25 protein-coding genes and 1 pseudogene are annotated in these 20,353 nt (G+C 60.7%); 24 read left to right on the plus strand and 2 right to left on the minus strand.

Features of this window, described 5'->3' with window-relative positions:
• Positions 1-365 precede the first annotated feature (365 nt).
• Positions 366-671: pseudogene (locus tag CFB82_RS39590) on the minus strand (SOS response-associated peptidase family protein); the annotation flags it as partial.
• Positions 672-771: 100 nt separating this feature from the next.
• Between CFB82_RS39590 and CFB82_RS39595 the strand changes: the two are divergent.
• The 5 genes from CFB82_RS39595 to CFB82_RS39610 all read left to right on the plus strand — a co-directional run bounded on the left by CFB82_RS39595 (position 772) and on the right by CFB82_RS39610 (position 6,169).
• Positions 772-3,021 carry a diguanylate cyclase domain-containing protein gene (locus CFB82_RS39595; RefSeq protein WP_089487681.1) on the plus strand — a complete coding sequence of 750 codons (2,250 nt, stop codon included), beginning with the start codon at positions 772-774 and terminating at the stop codon, positions 3,019-3,021.
• Positions 3,011-4,039 carry a helix-turn-helix transcriptional regulator gene (locus tag CFB82_RS39600; RefSeq protein ID WP_089487682.1) on the plus strand — a complete coding sequence of 343 codons (1,029 nt, stop codon included), beginning with the start codon at positions 3,011-3,013 and terminating at the stop codon, positions 4,037-4,039. Before CFB82_RS39595 ends, CFB82_RS39600 begins: the two co-directional genes overlap by 11 nt.
• Positions 4,040-4,147: 108 nt before the next feature.
• Positions 4,148-5,212, plus strand: coding sequence for a TRAP transporter substrate-binding protein DctP (gene dctP, locus CFB82_RS39605; protein ID WP_059475713.1), 1,065 nt, complete (start codon positions 4,148-4,150; stop codon positions 5,210-5,212).
• Entirely contained in the window at positions 5,209-5,445 is a 237-nt protein-coding gene (locus tag CFB82_RS42750) for a hypothetical protein (RefSeq protein WP_143751046.1), read from the plus strand. Before dctP ends, CFB82_RS42750 begins: the two co-directional genes overlap by 4 nt.
• Positions 5,432-6,169 carry a 5-oxoprolinase subunit PxpA gene (locus CFB82_RS39610; protein WP_059475712.1) on the plus strand — a complete coding sequence of 246 codons (738 nt, stop codon included), beginning with the start codon at positions 5,432-5,434 and terminating at the stop codon, positions 6,167-6,169. The genes CFB82_RS42750 and CFB82_RS39610 overlap by 14 nt, the downstream gene beginning before the upstream one ends.
• Here the strand turns inward: CFB82_RS39610 and CFB82_RS39615 are convergent.
• Complete coding sequence (locus CFB82_RS39615; protein WP_081056156.1) at positions 6,166-6,447, minus strand: Arc family DNA-binding protein; 282 nt, start codon at positions 6,445-6,447, stop codon at positions 6,166-6,168. The two genes, CFB82_RS39610 and CFB82_RS39615, sit on opposite strands and share 4 nt — an antisense overlap.
• Positions 6,448-6,776: 329 nt before the next feature.
• Here CFB82_RS39615 and CFB82_RS39620 point away from each other — a divergent pair, with 329 nt between their 5' ends.
• The 19 genes from CFB82_RS39620 (at position 6,777) to virB10 (ending at position 20,348) form a co-directional block, all read left to right on the plus strand.
• Positions 6,777-7,433: a hypothetical protein gene (locus CFB82_RS39620; protein ID WP_089487683.1), complete on the plus strand. Its 657-nt coding sequence runs from the start codon at positions 6,777-6,779 to the stop codon at positions 7,431-7,433.
• A 24-nt stretch (positions 7,434-7,457) separates the two neighbouring features.
• A complete protein-coding gene (locus CFB82_RS39625) occupies positions 7,458-7,676 on the plus strand; it encodes a hypothetical protein (protein ID WP_059475723.1) in 219 nt (72 codons plus the stop codon).
• Positions 7,677-7,678: 2 nt separating this feature from the next.
• A complete protein-coding gene (locus CFB82_RS39630) occupies positions 7,679-9,751 on the plus strand; it encodes a DNA topoisomerase (protein WP_089487684.1) in 2,073 nt (690 codons plus the stop codon).
• A gap of 21 nt (positions 9,752-9,772) precedes the next feature.
• Entirely contained in the window at positions 9,773-9,979 is a 207-nt protein-coding gene (locus CFB82_RS42755; RefSeq protein WP_143751047.1) for a hypothetical protein, read from the plus strand.
• Positions 9,980-9,985: 6 nt separating this feature from the next.
• A complete protein-coding gene (locus tag CFB82_RS39635; RefSeq protein WP_089487685.1) occupies positions 9,986-10,264 on the plus strand; it encodes a hypothetical protein in 279 nt (92 codons plus the stop codon).
• The gene (locus CFB82_RS39640; RefSeq protein WP_089487686.1) at positions 10,261-10,914 is read left to right on the plus strand and encodes a lytic transglycosylase domain-containing protein; all 654 of its coding nucleotides are present in this window, start codon (positions 10,261-10,263) and stop codon (positions 10,912-10,914) included. The genes CFB82_RS39635 and CFB82_RS39640 overlap by 4 nt, the downstream gene beginning before the upstream one ends.
• Before the next feature lie 11 nt (positions 10,915-10,925).
• Entirely contained in the window at positions 10,926-11,315 is a 390-nt protein-coding gene (locus CFB82_RS39645; protein ID WP_089487687.1) for a hypothetical protein, read from the plus strand.
• Between the two features lie 5 nt (positions 11,316-11,320).
• Entirely contained in the window at positions 11,321-11,749 is a 429-nt protein-coding gene (locus CFB82_RS39650) for a VirB3 family type IV secretion system protein (RefSeq protein ID WP_089487688.1), read from the plus strand.
• Positions 11,742-11,972: a hypothetical protein gene (locus tag CFB82_RS39655; protein WP_089487689.1), complete on the plus strand. Its 231-nt coding sequence runs from the start codon at positions 11,742-11,744 to the stop codon at positions 11,970-11,972. Before CFB82_RS39650 ends, CFB82_RS39655 begins: the two co-directional genes overlap by 8 nt.
• The gene (locus CFB82_RS39660; protein WP_089487690.1) at positions 11,963-14,368 is read left to right on the plus strand and encodes a transporter; all 2,406 of its coding nucleotides are present in this window, start codon (positions 11,963-11,965) and stop codon (positions 14,366-14,368) included. The genes CFB82_RS39655 and CFB82_RS39660 overlap by 10 nt, the downstream gene beginning before the upstream one ends.
• A gap of 2 nt (positions 14,369-14,370) precedes the next feature.
• Positions 14,371-14,889: a hypothetical protein gene (locus tag CFB82_RS39665; protein ID WP_256990753.1), complete on the plus strand. Its 519-nt coding sequence runs from the start codon at positions 14,371-14,373 to the stop codon at positions 14,887-14,889.
• A gap of 11 nt (positions 14,890-14,900) precedes the next feature.
• On the plus strand, positions 14,901-15,230 hold the full coding sequence (locus tag CFB82_RS39670; protein ID WP_089487692.1) for a hypothetical protein: 330 nt from the start codon (positions 14,901-14,903) through the stop codon (positions 15,228-15,230).
• A 30-nt stretch (positions 15,231-15,260) separates the two neighbouring features.
• The gene (locus CFB82_RS39675) at positions 15,261-15,908 is read left to right on the plus strand and encodes a type IV secretion system protein (RefSeq protein WP_089487693.1); all 648 of its coding nucleotides are present in this window, start codon (positions 15,261-15,263) and stop codon (positions 15,906-15,908) included.
• Between the two features lie 15 nt (positions 15,909-15,923).
• The gene (locus tag CFB82_RS39680; protein ID WP_089487694.1) at positions 15,924-16,856 is read left to right on the plus strand and encodes a type IV secretion system protein; all 933 of its coding nucleotides are present in this window, start codon (positions 15,924-15,926) and stop codon (positions 16,854-16,856) included.
• 25 nt (positions 16,857-16,881) lie between these two features.
• Entirely contained in the window at positions 16,882-17,241 is a 360-nt protein-coding gene (locus tag CFB82_RS39685; RefSeq protein ID WP_089487695.1) for a hypothetical protein, read from the plus strand.
• Positions 17,242-17,307: 66 nt separating this feature from the next.
• Positions 17,308-17,433 (plus strand): hypothetical protein, encoded by a 126-nt coding sequence (locus tag CFB82_RS44315; RefSeq protein WP_256990748.1) that lies wholly within the window; start codon positions 17,308-17,310, stop codon positions 17,431-17,433.
• Positions 17,430-18,317 (plus strand): virB8 family protein, encoded by an 888-nt coding sequence (locus tag CFB82_RS39690; protein WP_089487696.1) that lies wholly within the window; start codon positions 17,430-17,432, stop codon positions 18,315-18,317. The genes CFB82_RS44315 and CFB82_RS39690 overlap by 4 nt, the downstream gene beginning before the upstream one ends.
• Positions 18,314-19,153 carry a TrbG/VirB9 family P-type conjugative transfer protein gene (locus tag CFB82_RS39695; protein WP_089487697.1) on the plus strand — a complete coding sequence of 280 codons (840 nt, stop codon included), beginning with the start codon at positions 18,314-18,316 and terminating at the stop codon, positions 19,151-19,153. The genes CFB82_RS39690 and CFB82_RS39695 overlap by 4 nt, the downstream gene beginning before the upstream one ends.
• A complete protein-coding gene (virB10, locus tag CFB82_RS39700; protein WP_089487698.1) occupies positions 19,146-20,348 on the plus strand; it encodes a type IV secretion system protein VirB10 in 1,203 nt (400 codons plus the stop codon). Before CFB82_RS39695 ends, virB10 begins: the two co-directional genes overlap by 8 nt.
• Positions 20,349-20,353 lie beyond the last annotated feature (5 nt).

The raw sequence follows: 20,353 nt of genomic DNA on the forward strand, positions 1-20,353 counted from the left end.
AGCAGCGCGAGGGCGTGATCATTGCGAACCTCGTGAACCGGTGGAACAGCTTCGGCAAGGCGATTTGCGTCAAGACAGCCTAATTGCGCCCGCAACCAACTGAGCGCATACCCTGTCGAACAAAGCCGATGAACAGCGCCTTCAGGTCGCCCTCCGGGCAGTAGAGGCTGAGCTGGCCTCGCCGCTTCAGGCTCTGATTGTAGGCGCGGGCGTTCGCGACCCGATACGTCGGTTTCGGGCGTTTGCGCGGCGCTCCGGATTTCAGGCTGGCTTTGTATGGCAATGAACGTTCACGAGGCATAGATCAATTGCCCTTTCTACTCGACCTCACGCTGCCGCGCAACCACCCCCTTCCGAACAAAGCCCTCGCTGGCGGACTTCGTGACCTTTACCTGCAGCTTGCGTTCCGCGGCAGCGAGCCGCGCTCGCTGCGCGAAAAGTTCGGCCTCGAGCTCGGCCGTGCGACGTTGCTGATAGTCGGCGATCGCCGCCGTGATGTCGTCGCTGATAGGCGACTCGAGGAAAGCCGAGTCGAGCGCCTTCGGGATCTTGATGTTGGTTGCCGCCGCACGCGCGAAGTACAGGCGCCGGAACGTCTCGATGTCCATGTCGGCCCCATAGCGTCGCACGTACTCGCGATAGTTGGCTTGGATCTTGGCGGAATAGCACATCATTGCCTCCAACAATTCACCATTTCGCAAGAGTAGCGCATAGGGGGCGTCGTCGTTGCCGCTCAGTTATAGTGGCGGCTGGAAATTGCCGGAGGGTGATGTGTCTCACGTTCTTGAAACGCGACAAGCTTTGGCTCGACGCAGAATTTTGTGCGTCGGGGCTTTGTTTTGCGTTGTGCTCTGTATTGCGGTATCTGCCGCTGCGCTCAATGAATGGCGAAACACGTATGCTGCTGCGCTGCGTTCTGCAGAGATCGTTGCGAAGTCGTACGCCGTTCACCTTGGCAAAGTGCTGGCGAATGCGGATGCGTTGACCGGGGTCATCCGATACGAATACGACCGATCGCCCACAACCTTCGATCTTCGATCCCTCATTGACGGCGCCGCCATCACCCCAGACTCCGCAGCACAAATCACGATCGTTGGGGCTGACGGCCGGGTGCTGCAAACGTGGCCACACAGGCTGACGAAGCCAATCTTTCTTGGCGATCGCCCACATTTCATTTTCCACAAGAACAATTCTGATGCAGCCTTGTTCATCGGGCCTCCCGTGAAGGGGCGAGTTTCGGGCGATGTGACGATTCAGTTCAGTCGGCGTTTGGTCACCGCCGATGGACGCTTTGCTGGCGTGGTTGTGACATCTGAGCATCCCGAATACCTGTCTCAAGGATTTTTGAGTCGCGCAAACGTTGGCGAGCATGGTGCGCTGGCGGCATTTCTCAGCAATGGCACCTTGCTTTCCCGTTCGCTGATCGGTGTACCGGCGAGCGCGGTCGGACCGGACTTTTCGGATTACCTCGAAAGCTTCGATACGAGGACCGGCGCACTGACCGATCCAGTCGATCGATCAACGCGGATCTTTGCGTACGTTCCCGTCGAGGGCTATCCGGTGATTGCAGGTGCGGCCCTCTCAAAAGAGGAGGCTATGCTGCCGTTTCGCGCGCATCTGCGAGCATATGCGGCTTGGACGGCGCTGCTTTTGATGATCGTGTCGGGCGCTACGCTTTTGGCTATGCGACATGCCAGCAAGCTGATCCTGGCCGAAGAAGAAATGCGAAAGGCTGCAGAGACAGATCCACTGACCGAATTGAAGAATAGACGCAGCTTGCGTGAGGTTATCGATACGCATTGTGCGGGTGTCAAGGTCGCGGAGAATTCACTCGCCCTATTGACGCTTGATTTACGTGATTTCGGGCGAGTCAATGATCTCCTTGGCCAGGATGCCGGCGATGCCCTGTTACGCCTAGTGGCGGATCGGTTGCGTGGCGTTGCCGGCGACGACATGCTTGTCGCCCGCGTTGGTGGGGATGAATTCAGCTTACTGATTCATGGCGATGACGCTTTGTCGAAGGCATTCGATACGGCCCGTTTGATCGTAGAAGCCTTTCTGAAGGCGTTCGGTTTGCGCGGGCACACGTATTTGATGAAGGTCGCCATCGGTATCGCTTCACTCGAGCGCTCACCGGCCGCTGGTTCCGAGTTGTGGCGAAACGCCAACCGCGCTATGGCGGATGCAAAGCATGCGGCTTCGAAGTCGGGCGAAAGTGAGGTGCGTGTCTACACCGACGCAATGGCGCATCGACTGGATCTCGATGATGACGACTTTCGAGCGCTCTTGTTGGCTATGGAACGAAGGGAGATAGCGGTTCGCTATGCGCCGATTGTTGCAGCCGCATCGGGCCAGCTGACTGCGCTACGCGGTTCTTTGTCGTGGCCGAGGTCAGCTGATGACGAGCGTGACGAGGCTGCGTTACACGATCTCGCTGACCGACACGACTTGCTTTTCCGATTGGGCATCTATCAGCTAACAGAAGTGTGCGCCCGTGAAGCGATCGCTCCCGTGCCGATGTATTCGGTTGTGCCGGCGGCTGTTGTGTTGCAGGGCGATCTCGATCAGTTCCTTGTCCACATCAAGGAAACGCACGCATGCGATTTCGGTCGGCTGCGCATCGGCATTTCGCAGCCGGGCGATCTGATCGGCCATCCTCGGGCAATCCAGACCCTACATCAGCTTCGTGCGCGAGGGATTGACATATATGCGGCGAATATCTCGGGCGACGATTGGTCGATCTCGATCGTCCGGTTGTTGCCCCTTATCGGCGTGGAAGTCAGTGCTCAACTGCTCGCAGACGCAGCAGCGGACAAGATTGCTGAGTCCATGCTCAGCGGCATCTTGACAACGTGCGCCGAACTCGACTTGACGATTCAGGTAGCCGGTGTGAGTACCAAGGAGCAACTGTCCTGGCTCAAGAGCTTTCCGAATGTGGTCGTTTATGGGGGACTCTTCTCAGCAGAAGAGTTCGTCGAAATTCCTAACAACTTGGTGGGGCCACGGGGTCATGAGTCGTGAGCTTTATCAGTTGTTCAGCGATACCAGTGAACAGATTGGCGCCGGTCCCAAAATACCCGTGCGCGACGGCTCGATTGAGCTGAGATTGGTTGATTGCCGAGAGGGTGGGGTGCTGCTGCAGCGAATCCATACGAGACTTGATGGAAGTGTCGTTGTGTTGCTGCTCGACGGAACCGAGCGCACGCAAATGACGGAGTTTCTGGAGAACGATCCCTACAACGAAGTGCTCGCGCCCCAGTATCACGCGATCGTCGATTCGGTTGGGCGCCGCCCCCCTCGCAAGGCGAATACCCGCGCCCTCGCGAGCGTTGCGGATTGTCATACCGAGCTGGACGTATTGACTCTGATGCGGACCGTGTGCGCGACACGTGGCGGCACGTACGCCTTGTTTCATTGGCTGTCGACGTCGACAGCCTCACCGGTAAGCGGTGTGATCTACGACACCCACGTGATCCTGGCCGCGTGTCCGCCTAGTTGGCTGCAGGTCTATGAGCGCCGGGTGGTGACGGATCCGGTATTGGAATACGCGCGAAACCACGTCATGCCAGTGCGTGGATTCGAGGCATTCGGAAACTCGAACGGCCCGTGGTTTGCCCGAGAGGCTGGCCTCTACGGTCTGCGGAGCAATGTGTTTCTGCCGGCGAATCGTGGTTCGGACGGCGGCAAGGTCTTTGGCCTTCTACACGTCAGCTCGGGCACCGCGTCGCCGGGCGGCGACGACGTGATGTGGCAAGGGCAGCGCGAACTGCGCGGGCTTGCCGAAGAACTGCTCGACTGGCCAGCCATTAGGTTTCGGCGGGCCGCCGCCTTGCAATATCGACTGAGTGACGCTGAGCGAACCGTCTTGCAGTGGATTCGCCGCGGTGGCGACGCGACGCATGCAGCAGCTGATCTTGCGCTGACCCAGCGGCAGATCTATCGGCTCTACAAGTCGATCAAGATCAAAATGGGGCGCGATGATATTCGCGCCTGTGCCCGTATGGCGGCTGATGCTGGTCTGATCGATCAAGTTGATTGATAAGACATAAAGAAGCCTAATATCATGAAAAACAGTGATATAGCCATTACCTCTTACCGCCGGTTACGCTTCATTCCGTGATGTTGCAAACGGATACGGAGCGGCGGAATGCCGGAAGGGAAGAGAAACAGGATCTTGAGTGCAGCGGGGCTCGTAGGACTGCTGACAGTGATCGTGTCGTCCGTGGCGAGCTCGATCGGCGTTGCGCAGGGAGCGCCCACGCCCGAGTGGTCCATAGCAACGGCTTACCCCGCTGATACCGTTTCAGGAAAAGCGGCGGATGACTTCGCACGCTTGCTCAATGACGCAGGGGCGAACACGGCTCGCGCGGTTCCGCATTTCGCGGACAAAAAGGGGGTTGCGTCGGTTCAGGATCGCATCAGCCAACAGCCCTTCGGCGTCTTGTTCGCTGGCGATCTGGGTGCCCGCGACGCGATCCTCGCCTTGTCGATTCGACCGTATGAGGTGAATTCGATCGCCGAGGCGCGAGAGATGGCACGTATGGCCAAACCGGCTTATCGGAGCGCGTTGGCGAATCACGGCCTGATCCTGCTTGCAGTGATTCCGTGGCCGCCGACCGGAATCTGGTCCAGAAAAACGATCAATTCGCCGTCAGACTTGGTTGGCATGAGGATCCGCACATACGACGAGTCGTCCAGGCGCGTTATGGAACTGCTCGGTGCGCAAGTGGTTTTCCTGCCAATTCAGGAAGCGCTTGCGCAAATAAAGGCGGGCGGCGTCGATGCGGTGATGTCATCGGGCGATGGCGCCGCCGGACGTGCTTACGCCGAAGTCTTGCCGAACTTTACCGCGCTTGGGTACGCGTACCCGGTTTCTTTTCTCGTTGCAAACAAGCGTTTTCTCGACGGATTGCCTGAGCGGCAACGGGCCGCTATCTTTGCGGCGGGCCACCAAGCCGAGAGTCACGCTTGGGAGCGCTTGCCCGAACGCGTGCGCCACAACTATGAAGGCATGGCGGCTCGGGGTGTAACGGTTCGCGATCCGGCGCCACGAGCACTGCTTGAGGCAATTTCTCGTGCCGCCAAAGAAGACAGTCGCGAATCGATGTTGAGCGACTACGAAACTACGCAGATGTTGGCTCAGTTCCGCGCTTGCCCGCCTCGAACATGTCGAGAGTGTGTGGCTATTGCTGATACAGAGGTGACCAAATGAATTCAGCGACAAAGAGCGCGATCACCCTGGTCGTGGTAGCTGTCGGTTATCTCCTTGCTCTAATTGTTGGGACAGGTGGAGCTTCAAACCCGTCTTCGCTGACCACGCTCACCGTCGAAAACGGCGATGTTCGATGTGAGTACGACAACGTCTACATCGGTGATGGTGCGTTGCGTATTCGTAAGCACTGCAATCGATTTGATCAAGAGGGGCAGTCCGATGCGCAAGATTGATTTGAACGTTGACCTTGGAGAGGGGAGCGGCAACGATCTTGCGTTGCTCGACTACGCGACTTCAGTGAACATTGCCTGCGGTTGGCATGCGGGCGACGCGTCGACAATGAGGACCGTTGTAAAAGCGGCTCTGAAGCGGGGAATCGCAGTGGGCGCGCATCCGGGGTATCCGGATCGAGAGCACTTTGGCCGCCGATCGATGGAACTGACATACGACGAGATTTACGCTGGCGTGCAATATCAGATCGGCGCGTTGGATGGCATTGTGCGTGCGTTCGGGGGACGCGTGGCACACGTCAAGCCTCATGGGGCGCTGTACAACGACGCGGAAAAGAGCATTACGGTCTGCAGGGCAATCGTTTGCTCGGTGCGCGATCTGGATCCGTCGCTAGTGATTTATGGATTGGCGGGCGGCCAGCTTGTCCGTCTCGCCCGCGAGCTCGGCGTGCAGGCATATGACGAGGCCTTCGCGGATCGTGGCTATGCTGCCGATGGACGCTTACTGCCGAGAACCGAGCCCGGCGCAGTCATCAATGACGTCAACGAAGTGATTCGCCGAGTGAGTGATTTGATAGAAACGGGTACGGTGCGAGCGCGTGATGGGAATCGAATCCGACTATCGCCTCAGACCTTATGCCTGCATGGTGATGGCGAGCACGCGATCACATTTGCGCAGACGGTGCACGCTGCACTGGGCAGCGTGCCTTTTGGGCAAGTCAACTAGGTGTCACTATCCAGAAGCTTCTGGAGACGCTTCGCAACAGTTTCAAGCTCATTGGCGGTCAAAAGATTTGGCAGCGTGATTTGCTGTAGCACCTTCGCCAGTTGCTCTGTGCTTAGCGGAGCTGGCTTCGCGGGCTCGCCCGATTTACGCGCCAGAGAGGCGCTAAGTTGAGCCACTAGCTCTCCATTCAAAGAGCGGCCGCTTTCCTGGGCCGCCTCTTTGAGCTGAAGGTAGACGGACCATGGGAGTCGAAATTGGGAGCGGTAAGTGTCATCCATAGGTGGAGTATTTGACACTACGCAGACACCATCGTATAGTGACGTAAAACATCACTCGGAGTGACTAATTTCATGGAGGATGTAGTGCGGTCGCAATGTCGATTGCCGGTAGAGGTCGACCGATGGCTCAAGTCACGGGCTAAGGCCGAGGGGCGATCTAAGAATGCGCAACTCGTGAGCGAACTGAAAAAATTGATGGCCGCCGATTTGGCGAAAGCAGAGGCGACGAACGACTCCGAGAACGGAGAGAGTGCTTGAAGCGGTTGATGCCGGTGTTGGCGCACTGACATCAACCTGACCATTACGCAGTAACTGTGAGGAAAACAGGAATGGCTACGTCCATTGTAGCGCATTGGTCCCGTCGTGCGACCAACGTAAACCTGCACGCGTTCGCTGCTGCGGCCGCGCTGCTCGCGCCGGCCGCGCCGGCGCACGCTGACGGCTGGGGCTGTCAAGTTCTGCTGTGTCTGTCCGATCCGCGTGGACCCGAGCACGAAGGTGCATGCGTGCCGCCCATCGAAAAGCTCTGGGACCATCTTGCGCACGGCAATCCGTTTCCTACTTGTGACCTGATGGAAAGCTGGGACGCTCTGCCCGAGGAGTTCCGGCGCGCCATTCCGGACGATGTTGTGCAACTGGTGAAGTCGACCACGATCACCGGTGGCAACGGTGGCGCCAGCGGCTCGTTCTGCCCGTATGACCTGATGTACTACAGCAACCTCTACGGTCCGGCTTGCCGCGCACACAGCGTTATCCAGGTCAAGCTCAACGGTCAGGTCTTTACGCGTGTCTGGTGGAACATCAGCGGTGGCCTCGGCACCAAATCCAGCTCGCGCACCGAATACTTCGGCGGCGGCTCGACCACCCCCTTCTACGATCCCGCTGAAAGCGCGAAGCGCTGGATTGACGACCAAGAGAACAACCGTAACGGCAAGGGGAGCAACGGCTCGCCGTCGCCCTGGTTCGGGCTCGGCAACCGTCACTGATTGATCCTCCCGGAGGGCCACGCTATGTCGCTGACAACTGCTGAACAACAAGCACTCCTAAATGCATCGTTCGAGGGAGCGGAAGCGGTCGATACCTTGATCGAAGCTCTGCGTGTGGCGCATCCAAATGCGTTTCACACGCAGGACTCGCTCGCCGCGCGACGCTTTTTCGACCAGCCGAAGCACGAGCTGCCGCACGGTGGTTACGTGCGCGCGCTCGCGGCGGGGATGGAGGGCCAGTAAGCATGGCGCGTCTGTACATCGCCGAGAAACCGTCTCTTGCCAAGGAAGTGATGGGAGTGTTCGACGGCCGGCCGGCGCGCAATGATCCGGCCTACAAGATTGGCGACGACTTCTTCGTGCCGCTGAAGGGTCACATCTTGGCCCAGGCAATGCCCGATTTCTATCTTCCTGACGATGTCCCGCTCAACAGGAATGGGAAAAAAATCTGGCGCGCGAGCGATCTGCCTGTCATCCCTTCGACGTGGGTTCTGGAGCCGCAAGAGGAGCATGCGCCGATTCTGGAAGCGATCCGCCAGTTACTGACCAACGTGGACGAGGTTGTGCATTTGGGCGACCCGGATGCCGAGGGCCAATTGCTGGTCGACGAGGTGTTGGAATACCTGGGTAACACGTTGCCGGTAAAGCGGCTGCTGGTGAACAACAACAACCCGAACGAGATCCGCAAGGCGCTCGCGAATCTGCGCGACAACGACGAGTCGCAGTTCCGTGCATGGCATCGATGGGCGCTTGCGCGTAGCCGATACGACTGGCTGTTCGGTTTGAATTTCACGCGTGCCGCAACCTGTCGCGCCCAATCGCTCGGCTTCGATGCGTTGCTGAGCGTCGGTAGTGTGCAAACACCCGTGCTACAGATTGTGTTCGAGCGCGACGACAAGATCGAGCGCTTCACGGCGACGTCGTATTTCCTGTTGTCCGCGCAGCTGCAGCACGCGAAGGGGGCATTTACCGCCAAGTGGCGGGCCGCTGACGATCAGCCGGGCCTGGACGAAGACGGACGGCTCGTTGATCCAGACGTCGCTGCCGCGCTCGCGCAAAGCCTGACCAATGCGCCGGCGTCGGTGAGCGCATTCGAGCGCAAGCCGGCGCGCGATCTGGCGCCGCTCCCGCTGTCGCTGAACGAGCTGACGGTCGAGGCGTGCCGTCGCTTCGGCTGCACGGCGGCCGAAGTGCTGGAAGCCGCCCAGGAGCTTTACGACCGCTACAAGCTTACGACCTATCCGCGTACCGAGAACCGCTATCTGGCCGAAGCGCAGCACGGCGAGGCGCCCGACGTGCTGGCTGCGCTCGCCGCAAATCGCGCGGATCTCGCCCCGCTCGTCGATCGCGCGGATCCGACGCTGTGTTCCCGCGCCTTCGACGACAAGAAGATGGATGGCAATCCGCATCACGGGATCGTGCCGACGACCCGCCGAGCGGACCTCAGGACGCTCACGCCACTCCAGCACCAGGTCTACGACTTGATCGTCCGCTATTACCTAGTGCAGTTCTATCCGGCCGCGACGTTTATGCAGACGTCGATCGAAGTTGAATCCGCCGGCCATCGCCTGATCGCGGGCGGTCGCACGCCCGTTTCTAGCGGTTGGCTTGCGGTGCTGAAGCCGTCCGAGCCTGAAACCGGTGATGACGTGCAGATGTTGCCGGAGCTGGCGGTGGGTGACCAGCTGCTGGTGACCGACGTTGATCTGCAGGCGAAAGAAACGCGGCCGCCCGTGCGGTTCGATGAGGCGGCGTTGATCGACGCCATGATCGACCTGCACAAGTACACGGACGATCCGGCCGCCAAGGCGCGCCTGAAAGCGGGCAACGGGATCGGCACGGGCGCGACACGCGCCGGAATCATTGCGGAGCATCGCGAACGCGGCTTCCTGGTTCCTGTAAAGGGTTCCAAGACTCGCTTCATGACGAGTCCGACCGCTCGCGCGCTGCTCGCCGCATTGCCGGAACCGGTCAAGGATCCGACGGTCGCCGGCATGTTCAAGATCGCGCTCGACGCAGTGGCCGATGGCGAAATGACGTTCGACGCGTTCATGCAGCGCAGCGAAAAGATGGTTACGCGGATTGTCTCGGTGATCGCGGAGGCACCTATGCAGCTGCCGGGCGCGAAGCAGTGCCCGGTGTGCAAGACCGGCCACTTGCGGCGGATCAACGGTCAGGACGGCGCTTTTTGGGGGTGCTCGAACTACAAGGCCGATCCGCCATGCAAGGCGTCATATCCCGATGCGAACGGCGCACCGAATCTCGCGCCGAAGCGCAAGAAACCGCGGGGTGGTTTCGCGATGGGCGGCTGGATCTAACAACAGAGAGAGGGCCACGCAATGAACAGGATTTTCGGATTGATTCGAGCAAGCGTGCGAGCGCTGCTGATCTTCATCGTCGTGACGGCGATGTTTGGCGCCGTGTACTGGCTGATCGAACGGCGGTCGATCAACGACCTGGTCGGGGCTGGCCTGGTGGCCTTTGGTTGGTTCGTGATCGCATTCGTGATGTGGAAGCGCGGATGGCCGCGCGATGACGAGGAGTGATGAGACATGCGCAAGCTCTTCAAACATCCCTGGGTGAAGCCGATCGCGATCGGTGTTGGCCAACTTAGCGTGCTTGCTGCGTGGGGGTTCGGCGGCATGCAGTGGTTCCTTGAGCACTACCTGCGTTGGGGCCTCGAGCACGTGGTCGGTCTCCCGCTTTGGCAGTGCATTCCGGTCACGATGGCGTATGCGCTGCTTGGCGCGACGGTCGTATTGACGACGCTTCAGCTGCCGGCCATTGCCGCAGTGATCGTCGAGGGCACTGCACAGCGGGAGCGCTCATGATGCCGGTCGATTTTGCGATGCTGGCGCAGCAGTGTGCGCCGTCCGTGCATCCGACGACTCTGCAGGCGGTCGTCAAAACGGAATCCGGTTTCAACCCGTATGCGATCGGTGTGGTCGGCGGCCGTCTTGCGCGCCAGCCGCGTTCGCGCGATGAGGCGGTGGCAACCGCGCGTGCGCTCGAGGCGGCGGGCTGGAATTACAGCATGGGTCTCGCTCAAGTCAATCGCGCCAACCTTCGCATCTACGGGCTCACGTCCGAAACCGTGTTCGATCCGTGCGCGAATCTGCGCGCCGGCGGCGCCATCCTCGCCGACTGCTACACGCGTGCAACGGCCGGTGGCCGCGTGCCGCAAGACGCAGTGCGTGCGGCGCTCAGCTGCTACTACAGCGGCAACTTCACACGAGGCTTCAAGCGGGATTTTGGCGGTACGAGCTACGTGCAGCGCGTGGCCGCGAACGCAACAAGCGTTGGAGTCAGCGCCACAGTCGTGCCGCCGATCGCAGTTGTACCGGACGGTGCGGCACCAGATTCGCGTGGCGCAGCGCGGCCGGTGCGCCTGCGACGGGCCGACGATTCATCTACAACCGGGGCCGATCGTGGCCGCGAGACAGACCATCACCCCGCCTGGGACGCCCTGGGCGATTTTTAACGGAGCATCCGATGAAGATGAGTTTCCCCAAAACCACACTGAACCGAGTCGCGGCAACGCTGCGTCCGAGTGTCGTAGTGCCGGCGCTGGTTGACGGAGCTGCGACGCAACGCGCGAGTGCCGCCCGCCGCGTTGCGGCCGGCGTTGTCATGTCGGTAGCCGCTCACGCTGCATACGCCGGAGGCGGCTTGGCCGCGGGCACGCAAGCCGTCAGTACCTTCACGACCTGGTTTTATTCCCTGGCAGGTATCGGCGCCGGTGCCTACCTGACCTGGCAAGGCGTCCAGTGCTGGAGCAACAAGGCCGACTGGATCCACGACTTCGGCGGCGGCATCGCGAAGGTCGCGGGTGTCGGTGCGGGCCTCGTGCTTGCCGGCTGGGCATTTGGGTTGTTCGGCTGATCGCCATGGAAGACGAACGCACGCTGTATCCGTCTTACGCGGGTCTCAACCGTGTCGCGATGATTGGGGGTGTCCCGATGTTTCCGGCGCTGATCATCGGGTGCACCTCGCTGATCGCCAGCATGATTGGCGGCTTCGTGCTTGGTCCGGGCGGTCTGCTGATCGGCTCGGCCGGCGTGCCGATCTTCATGTTCTTCCGGTTCGTCTGCGAAACCGATGACCAGGCGCTGCGCCTGTTCTGGCTGGAGTTCCGCTGTTGGCTCGATCGCCGGCGCGTGTCGGTATTCGGCAAAACCTACACGCTTGCACCGATGCGTTATGGCCGTGATGTCGGCGTCTACACACGCTCGTTCGCGCGTGGCAAGGATCTAGAGCGCTTCGAGGCGCTGCGCCAAAGCCTGCTTACGCAGGTACAGGAGGATAACGATGAGTAACCGCCATACCATCCCGCACGCCGGCGGTGCCGCGAGTGTGTGGCCGGCCGAGCTGGGCCACACGATGGTCATAGTGGGCCACACGATGGTCATAGGCACCACCGGCGCGGGTAAGAGTACCAGCGCCGCGCTCTACGACATGCTGCGCCTGACCGAGACGGAGTTTGGCCTCGTTAAGGGGCAGCCCGATACCGGTGCTGCAGGAGACGAAGCATGCGCGTAACGAACGATCTGAATCGACTCGTCGCGGGTGCGGAGGATAAGCTGCCGCGCATTGGTCGCCCGGTGTCGGTGACCACGACGAGCATCGACAACGGCGGTGCGATGATGGTGCTGCGCGTGAACGGCGTGCCGTTTGAATCGGTCAGCCGCGGCGAGATCGAGGCGCGCTACGACAGTTGGAATCGTCAGCTGGCAGCGATGACGCTGGAAAAGGGCAATCGTCTGTCGCTGTGGAGCACGTTCCGCCGGCGTCGCGTGTCGTTCGGCGACGAGTACCGCTTCTACAACCCGTTCATCCAGCAGGCCGTCGACAAGTACCTGCAGCGTTTCCGTAAGCACCATCACTACGAGAACAGCTTCTACATCAGCGCGATCCTGCAGGGCGACGACCTGGACGAGTCGGTGCGTGAGCTCGAGGAACTGGGCGAGTCGTTGACGAAGTCGCTGATCGCCTACGATCCGCAGCCGCTCGAAACGTACGAGCACAACGGAATCCTGTTCTCGGAACCGTATCAGTTCATCGGCGAGCTGGTGAACGGGATCGATGAGCGCGTGCCGGTTACTCAGGCAACAGGGCGAGATCTGATTCCGACGTCGCATCTGCATTTTCATTACGACACCGTCGAGATCCGTACGGACCGATCGACTCGCTTTGCGACCTGCTACGACCTCAAGGATTTCCCGAAGGCCGGATGGGGGCAGACGAATCCGTTGCTGACGTTGCCGGTCGAATTCACGTTCACGCAGAGCTTTGGCTGTCTGAGCACCGCCGAAGCGATGGACGCGATTCAGGCACAGATCAACAACCTGGAGTCCGTCGAAGACAAGGCCACGCATCAGATCGGCGAGCTGAAGGATGCGCTCGCGCTGATCGCCGGGCGCGATCTCGCATTCGGCGACTATCACGGTGCGCTCATCGTATATGGCGACACGGCTGAATCAGCTATCAGCAACGGTGCGTATGTGACGAGCCGGGCGCTGAACGATTGCGGCTTCAAGTTCGTGAAGGCAACGGCATCGGCGCCGTACACGTATATGAGCCAGGTGCCCGGCTTCAAGACAAAGCCGCGACCGATGCCGAAGTCGACCCGCAACCTCGCGTCGTCGTTTTCGATGCATACGTATTCGGCGGGCAAGGCGCGCGGCAATCCGCTCGGTGACGGCTCGGCTCTCATGCCGGTGCAGACCGTTGCGAAGAGCTTGTTCAGCTTGAACTGCCATGCGTCGCGCCTGGACGAGAACAGCGTCGGCGAGAAGGTTGCCGGCCACACTCTGATCCTCGGCTCGACCGGCACCGGCAAGACGACGCTCGAGACGATGCTGCTGGCGTTCCTCGAGCGGTTCGACCCGAAGATCTTCGCGCTCGACCTCGACCAAGGCCTGCGGATCTTCCTCGAAGAGATGGGCGCTGTCTACTACACACTGCGCGAAGGCGAGCCGACCGGTCTTGCGCCGCTCGGCCTGCCCGATACGAAGCGCAACCGCGCGCATCTTTACGACCTGGTCGGCGCATGCTGCCGCGACGAGAACGGCAAGCTGAGCGCGGACGATCAGCGCCAGATCAAGCACGCGGTCGACACGGTCATGTCGCTGGAGAACATCGAGCACCGGACCTTCAGTCGCTTGATGGAGTCGATCCCGGATACCGGCGAAGAAAACAGCCTGTGGCTGCGTTTGAGCCAGTGGTGTCACGCAACTAACGGTCGATTCGCGTGGGCGCTGGACAACGAACCGAGCGCGCTGACCAACATCGCCGATGTACGTCGTATCGGCTTTGACGTGACGGACTTCCTGAAGAAGGGCTATGCCGCCACGGAGCCGGTGCTCGCACACCTGCTGTACCTGAAAGAGCAGATGCAGCGCAAGGGCGGCCTGCTTGCGACGGTGATCGCGGAGTTCTGGCTGCCGGCCAGCTATCCGACCACGCAGGAGCTGATCCGCAAGTCGTTGAAGACCGGCCGGAAGGCCGACGAATTTCTCATTCTGGATTCGCAGTCGCCCGAGGACGCGATCCAGTGCCCGGTGTTCGCCGAGATTCGTGACCTCACCGCGACGAAGATCTACCTGCCCAACCCGGATGCCACGCCGGACGGCTACAAGCTGCTGAACCTGACCGACCGTGAGTTCCGGACACTCAAGTCCCTGTCGAAGGAATCGCGCACGTTCCTGATCAAGCAGAGCAACCAGTCGGCGTTCGCGACGCTGGACCTGGCCGGCATGAACGACGAGATCGCGGTGCTGTCGAGCAGCCTCGACAACGTCGCTATCTGGGAGGAATGCACGCGTGACGCGCATGGCGATACGGAACTGCGCATGCAGTTGTTCCAGGCACGTCGCAAGGGCAAGCGGGACCGCAAGCCCGAGGCCGAGGCCGCACCGGCGGAGGAGGTCGAGTGACGATGAAAAGCGATATGCACCTCGGGTCAGCGGTGGGACCGGCGACTCGCGAGCAACTGGAGCTATGGGCAGCGGAGCATGACCGGATCTGGAACCGGAAAGCCAACATCGACTACGTTGTGTTGATGGTTGTCCTGCTCGGCGTCTTGGGCGCGGCTTTTGTCGGGATGACGGGAGTGCTCTCCGGCCTGACTGGCTTCATCGGGCGGGGCTTTGGCGTGCACATGTGGGAGGGTAGCAAGCCAAATTCGCTCGTTATCGGCGCCTGGCTTGTGAGCGTCGCCTTCTGTGCGCTTCTCGCCCGTTCGGCGTGGGCGCTCGTTGTGCACCGACTCGATCGACGTCGCCCGATGAATCCGTATCGTCCGATCCAAGTCACGCCGGACGATCTTCAGGAGCGCAACGCAGATTATCCCGTTGCACTTGCCTATCTCGACGCGATCCGCCATCAGCGCCGCTCGATCGTGCCGCACGACCTCGACGTTCTGGCGATGGTCCGGCAACAACGGCAGTCCGACTAAGGAGCATGACGATGAAACCGATGTTCATAAAGGCAGCCGTGGTGGTCGCGGCGATTACGGCCGGGGCCGCGGCGCATGCCCAGTTGGGCGTGGATAGCGCGAATTTGTCGGCGGCGATCGCGCAGGTCCAGGCGGAGACCAGGCGAGTCGAGGCGGAGACCGCGCGGGTCGACGTGGCGATGCAAGCGAAAGGGTTGTTGCACGCCAAAGCGGGCAACGCAAACGCGGCGGCGTCCAGCGACACGAATCAGCAAATCCTCGCCACGCTGATCGGGATCGATTCGACTCTCAAACAACTGCTCGAACTCGAACGCATGAAGGCTTCGGCCGCCACGCACTGAACTCGCCCACCTCATTGAGAGACCATCACCGTGAAAACCTTTCGCAAATTGATCGGCGCTGCAGCGATCGCTGCATTCTGCTCGACCCAGGCCGCGCACGCGCAGGGCATTCCCGTGCTCGACGCGTCGACCCTCGCGCAAGCGATCATTACCGTGCAGCAACTCAAGCAGCAATACATCACCCTCACGAATCAGTATCAGTCGATGATCGGCAATCGCGGCCTGGGTGACATCCTCAACAATCCGTCGCTGCGCAACTACCTGCCGGATGAATGGCAGTCGGTCTATGACGCGGTGAAGAACGGGCAGCTGAATGGCATCAGTGGCGCGGCCGACAGCATCCTGCGCCAAGAGGGATTGACTGCGTACACGCCGGGCCAGACGCGGCTGAATAACACCCTGGCCGCGAACAAGGCGATGGTGGAGCGCGCGTATCAGGCGTCGATCGACCGGCTGAACAACATCCAGCAGCTGATGCAGCAATCGAACCTGACGCAGGATCCGGCCGCGAAGGCAGATCTGCAGAACCGGTGGTCGGCCGAGATCTCGTCGATCAATGCGGACAAGATGCGTCTCGATCTGGCGGCAAAGCTGCAGGATGCCGAGAAGGAGTTTGCGCAGCAGGCCGCGCATCGTGACATGCAGCGTCGCCTGCATGACGAACCGATCGACCAGTAAGCCAGGAGCGCGGCCATGCAACTGACAATCTTTACCGATATGTTCAATGCGTTCGACAAGGACGTGCTGAACACGATCAGCACTGGCTCGGCCAAGATGATCTCGTTGATCAGTCCGCTGGTCGCTGCTGGCTTCAGCCTCTACGTGCTTCTCATTCTGGTGTCGTACTGGCGAGGCCATGAGAATCAGCCGATCGTGGATTTCCTGCTGAAGATGGCAGCGTGGGCCGCCGTGCTCACGGCAGGGATGAACATCAGCTACTACAGCGAATACGTAGTGCCGCTCTTCAACGGACTGGGCGACGATCTCAGCCGCGCCCTGATGGGGGGGAACGATCTCAGCAACGGCCTCGACACGCTGTTGAGTCTCTACTTCGACGCGATCAAGAGTTTGTACGAAGGGCTCAGCATTACCGACATCGGTCTCTATATCGAGGTGTCCGTGCTCGCGGCATGCATCATTTTGGTCGGTGTGCCGTTCCTTGCTATCGCCGCCGCATACATCATCCTCGCGAAATTCGCGCTGGGATTACTGCTCGCGCTCGGCCCGGCCTTCGTTGTCGCGGCGCTGTTCCCGGCTACGCGGCAGTTCTTTCAGAACTGGGTGGGACAGTGCTTGAACTACGGCATTCTCGTCGCCCTGTTCGGAGCACTCGGCGCAATCGAAGTGAGGTTCATGACATCGGTACTGCCGACGAGCTTCAGCGCGAAGGACGTCATGCTGACCTACGCCATTGAGGGAAAGATCGTCGGCGCCGGATTGGTGTTCATTGTCGTCTCTTTGAGCATGCCGTCTCTGGCCTCGCAACTGGCTGGTGGCGTTGGCATCTCGTCGATGGTCGGTAAGATCGGCAATGCGGCCAGTGCCGCCATGAAGGCGATGAAGTTGATGGGCGGGGGCCGTGGTGGAGCGTCGGCAGCGCCTAGCAACTCGCTCGGCCGCGCATGATCTTGACAACTACCAGGAGAAGGTAATGAGGGCACTTCGATTCGTGACAGCAGCAACGATGGTCATCGTGGCGCTGACGCAATCCGGTTGTGGAAAGAAAGATGGCGAGGAGTTTATTGGCAACTGGGAGAAGCTCAGCGGCCGCGGCTCGCCCGAGATGGTGATCAGCCGTAATGGCGATGGGAACGACTTCTACGTCGCGAGCAAAGTGCCGAATCTCGCCGCAGAGAGCGCGAAAGATGCGTTCAGGTTGCAGCGCTCATCGGCTCTTTATGCCGACGGGAAACTGATGATGATGGCCGGCGTGCCCGTAGCGCTGACGATCGATAAGTCATCGGGGCACCTCGTGGCGTCTGGTGCCGAATACCAGAAGAAGGGCAATTAACAACGGCTTGTCCGCCAGCTTGTGCGTTTCTGGTACGAGCTGGCGAACCAACCATAGGAGCGAAACATGAAATTCATCGTCGTGCTTTGCAGCGCCATCCTGCTTGCGGCGTGCTCGTCGGTGCCAAAGCCGACGCAACCGAGCGGGCCGTGGATGCCCGTGAACCATACGACACTGGGGAACGCACAATGAAGTGGCCAAAGAAAAAATCGACTGAGGTGCAGGGCATGTCGGCCGCGGTCGTGGTCGATGGCAATTACGCGGCCATGCTGCAGAATCTCGCGACCAAGCTTGACGAAGCCGATCCGCGCGAAATGGCGCGCACGTATTTCAAGCAGGCGCTCGCATTCGAGAAGTCGAAGCAGAGCATGCAGGAAAACATGACGAAGATCGCGTGGCGCGTCGCGGGCGGTGCCATGTTCGTCGCGCTTGCTTCAATTCTTGGTTCAGCTGCTTTAGTACAACTAAAGAGACCGACGCCGCCGGTAATCATCAAAGACAACACCGCGACGGGTGATGTGCAGGTGATCGACGTTGCGCGTAGTGGCTCGGTGACGTTCGGCGAACTCGAGGTGCGCAAGGCGCTGCGCGACTACGTGAAACTGCGTGAAGGCTACGACTGGTACACGATCCAGGATGCGTACGACACCGTGACGTTGATGAACTCGCCACGCGAGCAGACGCTGTACGCAGCGCTTTACGGCCGCAAAAACTCGCCGTTGAACGTGCTTCAGGACAAGTACCGGGTGATTGCTCAACCGGGTGCGATTACGTTCGTCGGGACGACTGCGCAGGTTTTCTTCTCGAAGAAAACCATTTCGCTGTCGACGCAGGGTGGTGCTGCGCCTCAGCCCCCCAAGACCGAATACTGGGTCGCGACGATCACGTACGAGGTCGGCGATCTGCCGACTAAGAGCAATGAACAAGTGCTGAACCCGATCGGATTCCGCGTCACCAGTTACTCGGTCGACCGCGACTGGACACGTAATGCACCGGACGGCGCAGCAATGATTCCGTCGGCTGCGACGTCGCCTGAATCGGCGCCGGCGAACACGCAAGGAGGGGCCAGCCGATGAATGCTCAATTCCGGAAAGCGGTAGCTATGACGTCGGTCGCCGCCGCCATTGCGCTAGCGATGGCTCAGTCGGCTGTCGCCCAGGTCGTGCCGGGTGCGTGCGGTAGCGACCCGCACATCGTTTGCGCGATGTATGACCCGACCGAGAGCTATCAGATCGCCTATCGCCCAGGTGAAGCGACCGTCATCGAGTTTGAAAAGGGCGAAAAACTCGACGGCGGTGGCATGGGTGACGGGAAGGCGTGGACTGCTGGCCCCGCCGGCAACGGCTTTTTCTTCAAACCGAAAGCCGTGAAGGCGGGCACGAACCTGATTCTGCTGACGAACAAGCGTCGTTACGTGCTGAAACTGGTTCCGGTAGCCAAGCACGACGAGGCGGTTTGGTCGGTGACATTCAATTACCCGGATACGCGCGCGAAGGCGTCGGCGGCCGCTGCAGCGCGTTCGATCGAAGCGCGCGCGCTGCTCGAGCAGACCGGCAACGCGGCATCGACCAGCAATTCCGACTATGACATGCAGGGCGACACGGCGCTGGCCCCGACCGCTCTGTGGGATGACGGTCGATTCACGTATTTCGAATTCAAGACGAGCCGCGACCTGCCGAAGATCTACCGCGTATACGACGACGGCTCGGAAGGTCTGGTCAATCCTGACGACGTGCGCGGACCGGTGCTCGTCGTCCACGACACCGCACGTCGATTCAACCTGCGCCTGAACGACGCCGTGCTGGGTATCCGTAACAACGCATATCGACCAGACGGCCAGCTGAATCCGTCGGGCACCACGATTCCCGGCACGGCGCGGCTCGTGAAACACAAGGAGGCGAGCGGTGAATAACGACATCAACCAGAATTCCGTTCCGGCGCCGGTGGAGCCGACCGGTATCGGCGAGCGTGGTGTGCCGGGCGTGGGGCGCACGAAGCGCAAGAGCCCGTTCCGGCTGCTGCCGATTGTGATCGGACTCGTGCTGATTCTCATCTTCGGTGCGGTCGCGGTCGGTGTGGCGATCAAGCGGTGGACGGCCCAGCACCATGCGGAGTCGGAGGCCGCGAAGGTTGAGGCGGCGAAGGACAAGCCGTCCGACGATCGCCATGATTTCGCGGGTGACCAGGCGAGGATCAGAAAGCAGCAGGCCGAGGAAGCTGCGGCTGCTGCCGCAGCGAGCGAAGCACTCGCGAAGCCGGCGCATGCCGATGCTGCCAGCGCCGCATCTGTACCTGCGACCACCGGGGCCGGCGGCACAGGTGCGGCGGTGCCGGCCAGTGCGGTCGAGACGCCCGCGATGCGCAAACTCGATGGCGACGTAGTGCTGAAGTTCGACGACCAGAAGACGCCCGGTGGGACGAACGCCCTCGGTGGCGGCGGTCCGAAGGTCGAATACGCGAAGGATGGCCTGGACGCGAAGTTTCGCGCGTCGAAGCTCGACACGGTCAAGGCTGAGCTGATGCCGCCCCGTGACATGCTCCTGATTGCAGGGACCACGATCCCGTGTGTGCAGAACTCGAAGATCGTCACCGACTATCCAGGTATGACGACGTGCGCCGTGTCGAAGGACGTGTACTCGGCGAACGGCAAGGTGCTGCTGATCGAGCGCGGGTCGGAGGTGCTGGGCGAGCAAAGACAGGCGTTGATGCAAGGTCAGGCCCGGATCTTCGTGATCTGGACGCGCCTGACGACACCTGCAGGCGTGAAGGTCCAGCTCGATTCGCCAGCGGCAGATGTGCTGGGCGGCAGCGGCTTGCCAGCCTACGTCGACACGCATTTCTGGACTCGCTTCGGTGGGGCATTGATGGTCAGTCTGATCGGCGACGCCGGCCAGGCTCTGTCGAGTCTCGCGTCGAATTCAGGTAGCGGCGATAACCGAATCCAGTTCAACAACACGTCGAGCGCAGGTGAATCGGTGGCGGCCGAAACGCTGAAGAACACGATCAACGTGCCACCGACGGCGTACTCGAAGTACGGATCGGCGACGACGATTTTCGTTGCGCGTGACGTCGACTTCTCCGACGTGTACGAGCTGGCAACGCCCTGACTCGG

This window comes from Burkholderia sp. HI2714 (assembly GCF_002223085.1).
GTDB lineage: Bacteria > Pseudomonadota > Gammaproteobacteria > Burkholderiales > Burkholderiaceae > Burkholderia > Burkholderia lata_D.

What these genes read in the sequence shown, in the direction of transcription:
- CFB82_RS39600 (WP_089487682.1), top strand. Translation starts at nt 3,011, where the DNA reads ATGAGTCGTGAGCTTTATCAGTTGTTCAGCGATACCAGTGAACAGATT.
- dctP (WP_059475713.1), top strand. Translation starts at nt 4,148, where the DNA reads ATGCCGGAAGGGAAGAGAAACAGGATCTTGAGTGCAGCGGGGCTCGTA.
- CFB82_RS42750 (WP_143751046.1), top strand. Translation starts at nt 5,209, where the DNA reads ATGAATTCAGCGACAAAGAGCGCGATCACCCTGGTCGTGGTAGCTGTC.
- CFB82_RS39610 (WP_059475712.1), top strand. Translation starts at nt 5,432, where the DNA reads ATGCGCAAGATTGATTTGAACGTTGACCTTGGAGAGGGGAGCGGCAAC.
- CFB82_RS39615 (WP_081056156.1), bottom strand. Translation starts at nt 6,447, where the DNA reads ATGGATGACACTTACCGCTCCCAATTTCGACTCCCATGGTCCGTCTAC.
- CFB82_RS39620 (WP_089487683.1), top strand. Translation starts at nt 6,777, where the DNA reads ATGGCTACGTCCATTGTAGCGCATTGGTCCCGTCGTGCGACCAACGTA.
- CFB82_RS39625 (WP_059475723.1), top strand. Translation starts at nt 7,458, where the DNA reads ATGTCGCTGACAACTGCTGAACAACAAGCACTCCTAAATGCATCGTTC.
- CFB82_RS39630 (WP_089487684.1), top strand. Translation starts at nt 7,679, where the DNA reads ATGGCGCGTCTGTACATCGCCGAGAAACCGTCTCTTGCCAAGGAAGTG.
- CFB82_RS42755 (WP_143751047.1), top strand. Translation starts at nt 9,773, where the DNA reads ATGAACAGGATTTTCGGATTGATTCGAGCAAGCGTGCGAGCGCTGCTG.
- CFB82_RS39635 (WP_089487685.1), top strand. Translation starts at nt 9,986, where the DNA reads ATGCGCAAGCTCTTCAAACATCCCTGGGTGAAGCCGATCGCGATCGGT.
- CFB82_RS39640 (WP_089487686.1), top strand. Translation starts at nt 10,261, where the DNA reads ATGATGCCGGTCGATTTTGCGATGCTGGCGCAGCAGTGTGCGCCGTCC.
- CFB82_RS39645 (WP_089487687.1), top strand. Translation starts at nt 10,926, where the DNA reads ATGAAGATGAGTTTCCCCAAAACCACACTGAACCGAGTCGCGGCAACG.
- CFB82_RS39650 (WP_089487688.1), top strand. Translation starts at nt 11,321, where the DNA reads ATGGAAGACGAACGCACGCTGTATCCGTCTTACGCGGGTCTCAACCGT.
- CFB82_RS39655 (WP_089487689.1), top strand. Translation starts at nt 11,742, where the DNA reads ATGAGTAACCGCCATACCATCCCGCACGCCGGCGGTGCCGCGAGTGTG.
- CFB82_RS39660 (WP_089487690.1), top strand. Translation starts at nt 11,963, where the DNA reads ATGCGCGTAACGAACGATCTGAATCGACTCGTCGCGGGTGCGGAGGAT.
- CFB82_RS39665 (WP_256990753.1), top strand. Translation starts at nt 14,371, where the DNA reads ATGAAAAGCGATATGCACCTCGGGTCAGCGGTGGGACCGGCGACTCGC.
- CFB82_RS39670 (WP_089487692.1), top strand. Translation starts at nt 14,901, where the DNA reads ATGAAACCGATGTTCATAAAGGCAGCCGTGGTGGTCGCGGCGATTACG.
- CFB82_RS39680 (WP_089487694.1), top strand. Translation starts at nt 15,924, where the DNA reads ATGCAACTGACAATCTTTACCGATATGTTCAATGCGTTCGACAAGGAC.
- CFB82_RS39685 (WP_089487695.1), top strand. Translation starts at nt 16,882, where the DNA reads ATGAGGGCACTTCGATTCGTGACAGCAGCAACGATGGTCATCGTGGCG.
- CFB82_RS44315 (WP_256990748.1), top strand. Translation starts at nt 17,308, where the DNA reads ATGAAATTCATCGTCGTGCTTTGCAGCGCCATCCTGCTTGCGGCGTGC.
- CFB82_RS39690 (WP_089487696.1), top strand. Translation starts at nt 17,430, where the DNA reads ATGAAGTGGCCAAAGAAAAAATCGACTGAGGTGCAGGGCATGTCGGCC.
- CFB82_RS39695 (WP_089487697.1), top strand. Translation starts at nt 18,314, where the DNA reads ATGAATGCTCAATTCCGGAAAGCGGTAGCTATGACGTCGGTCGCCGCC.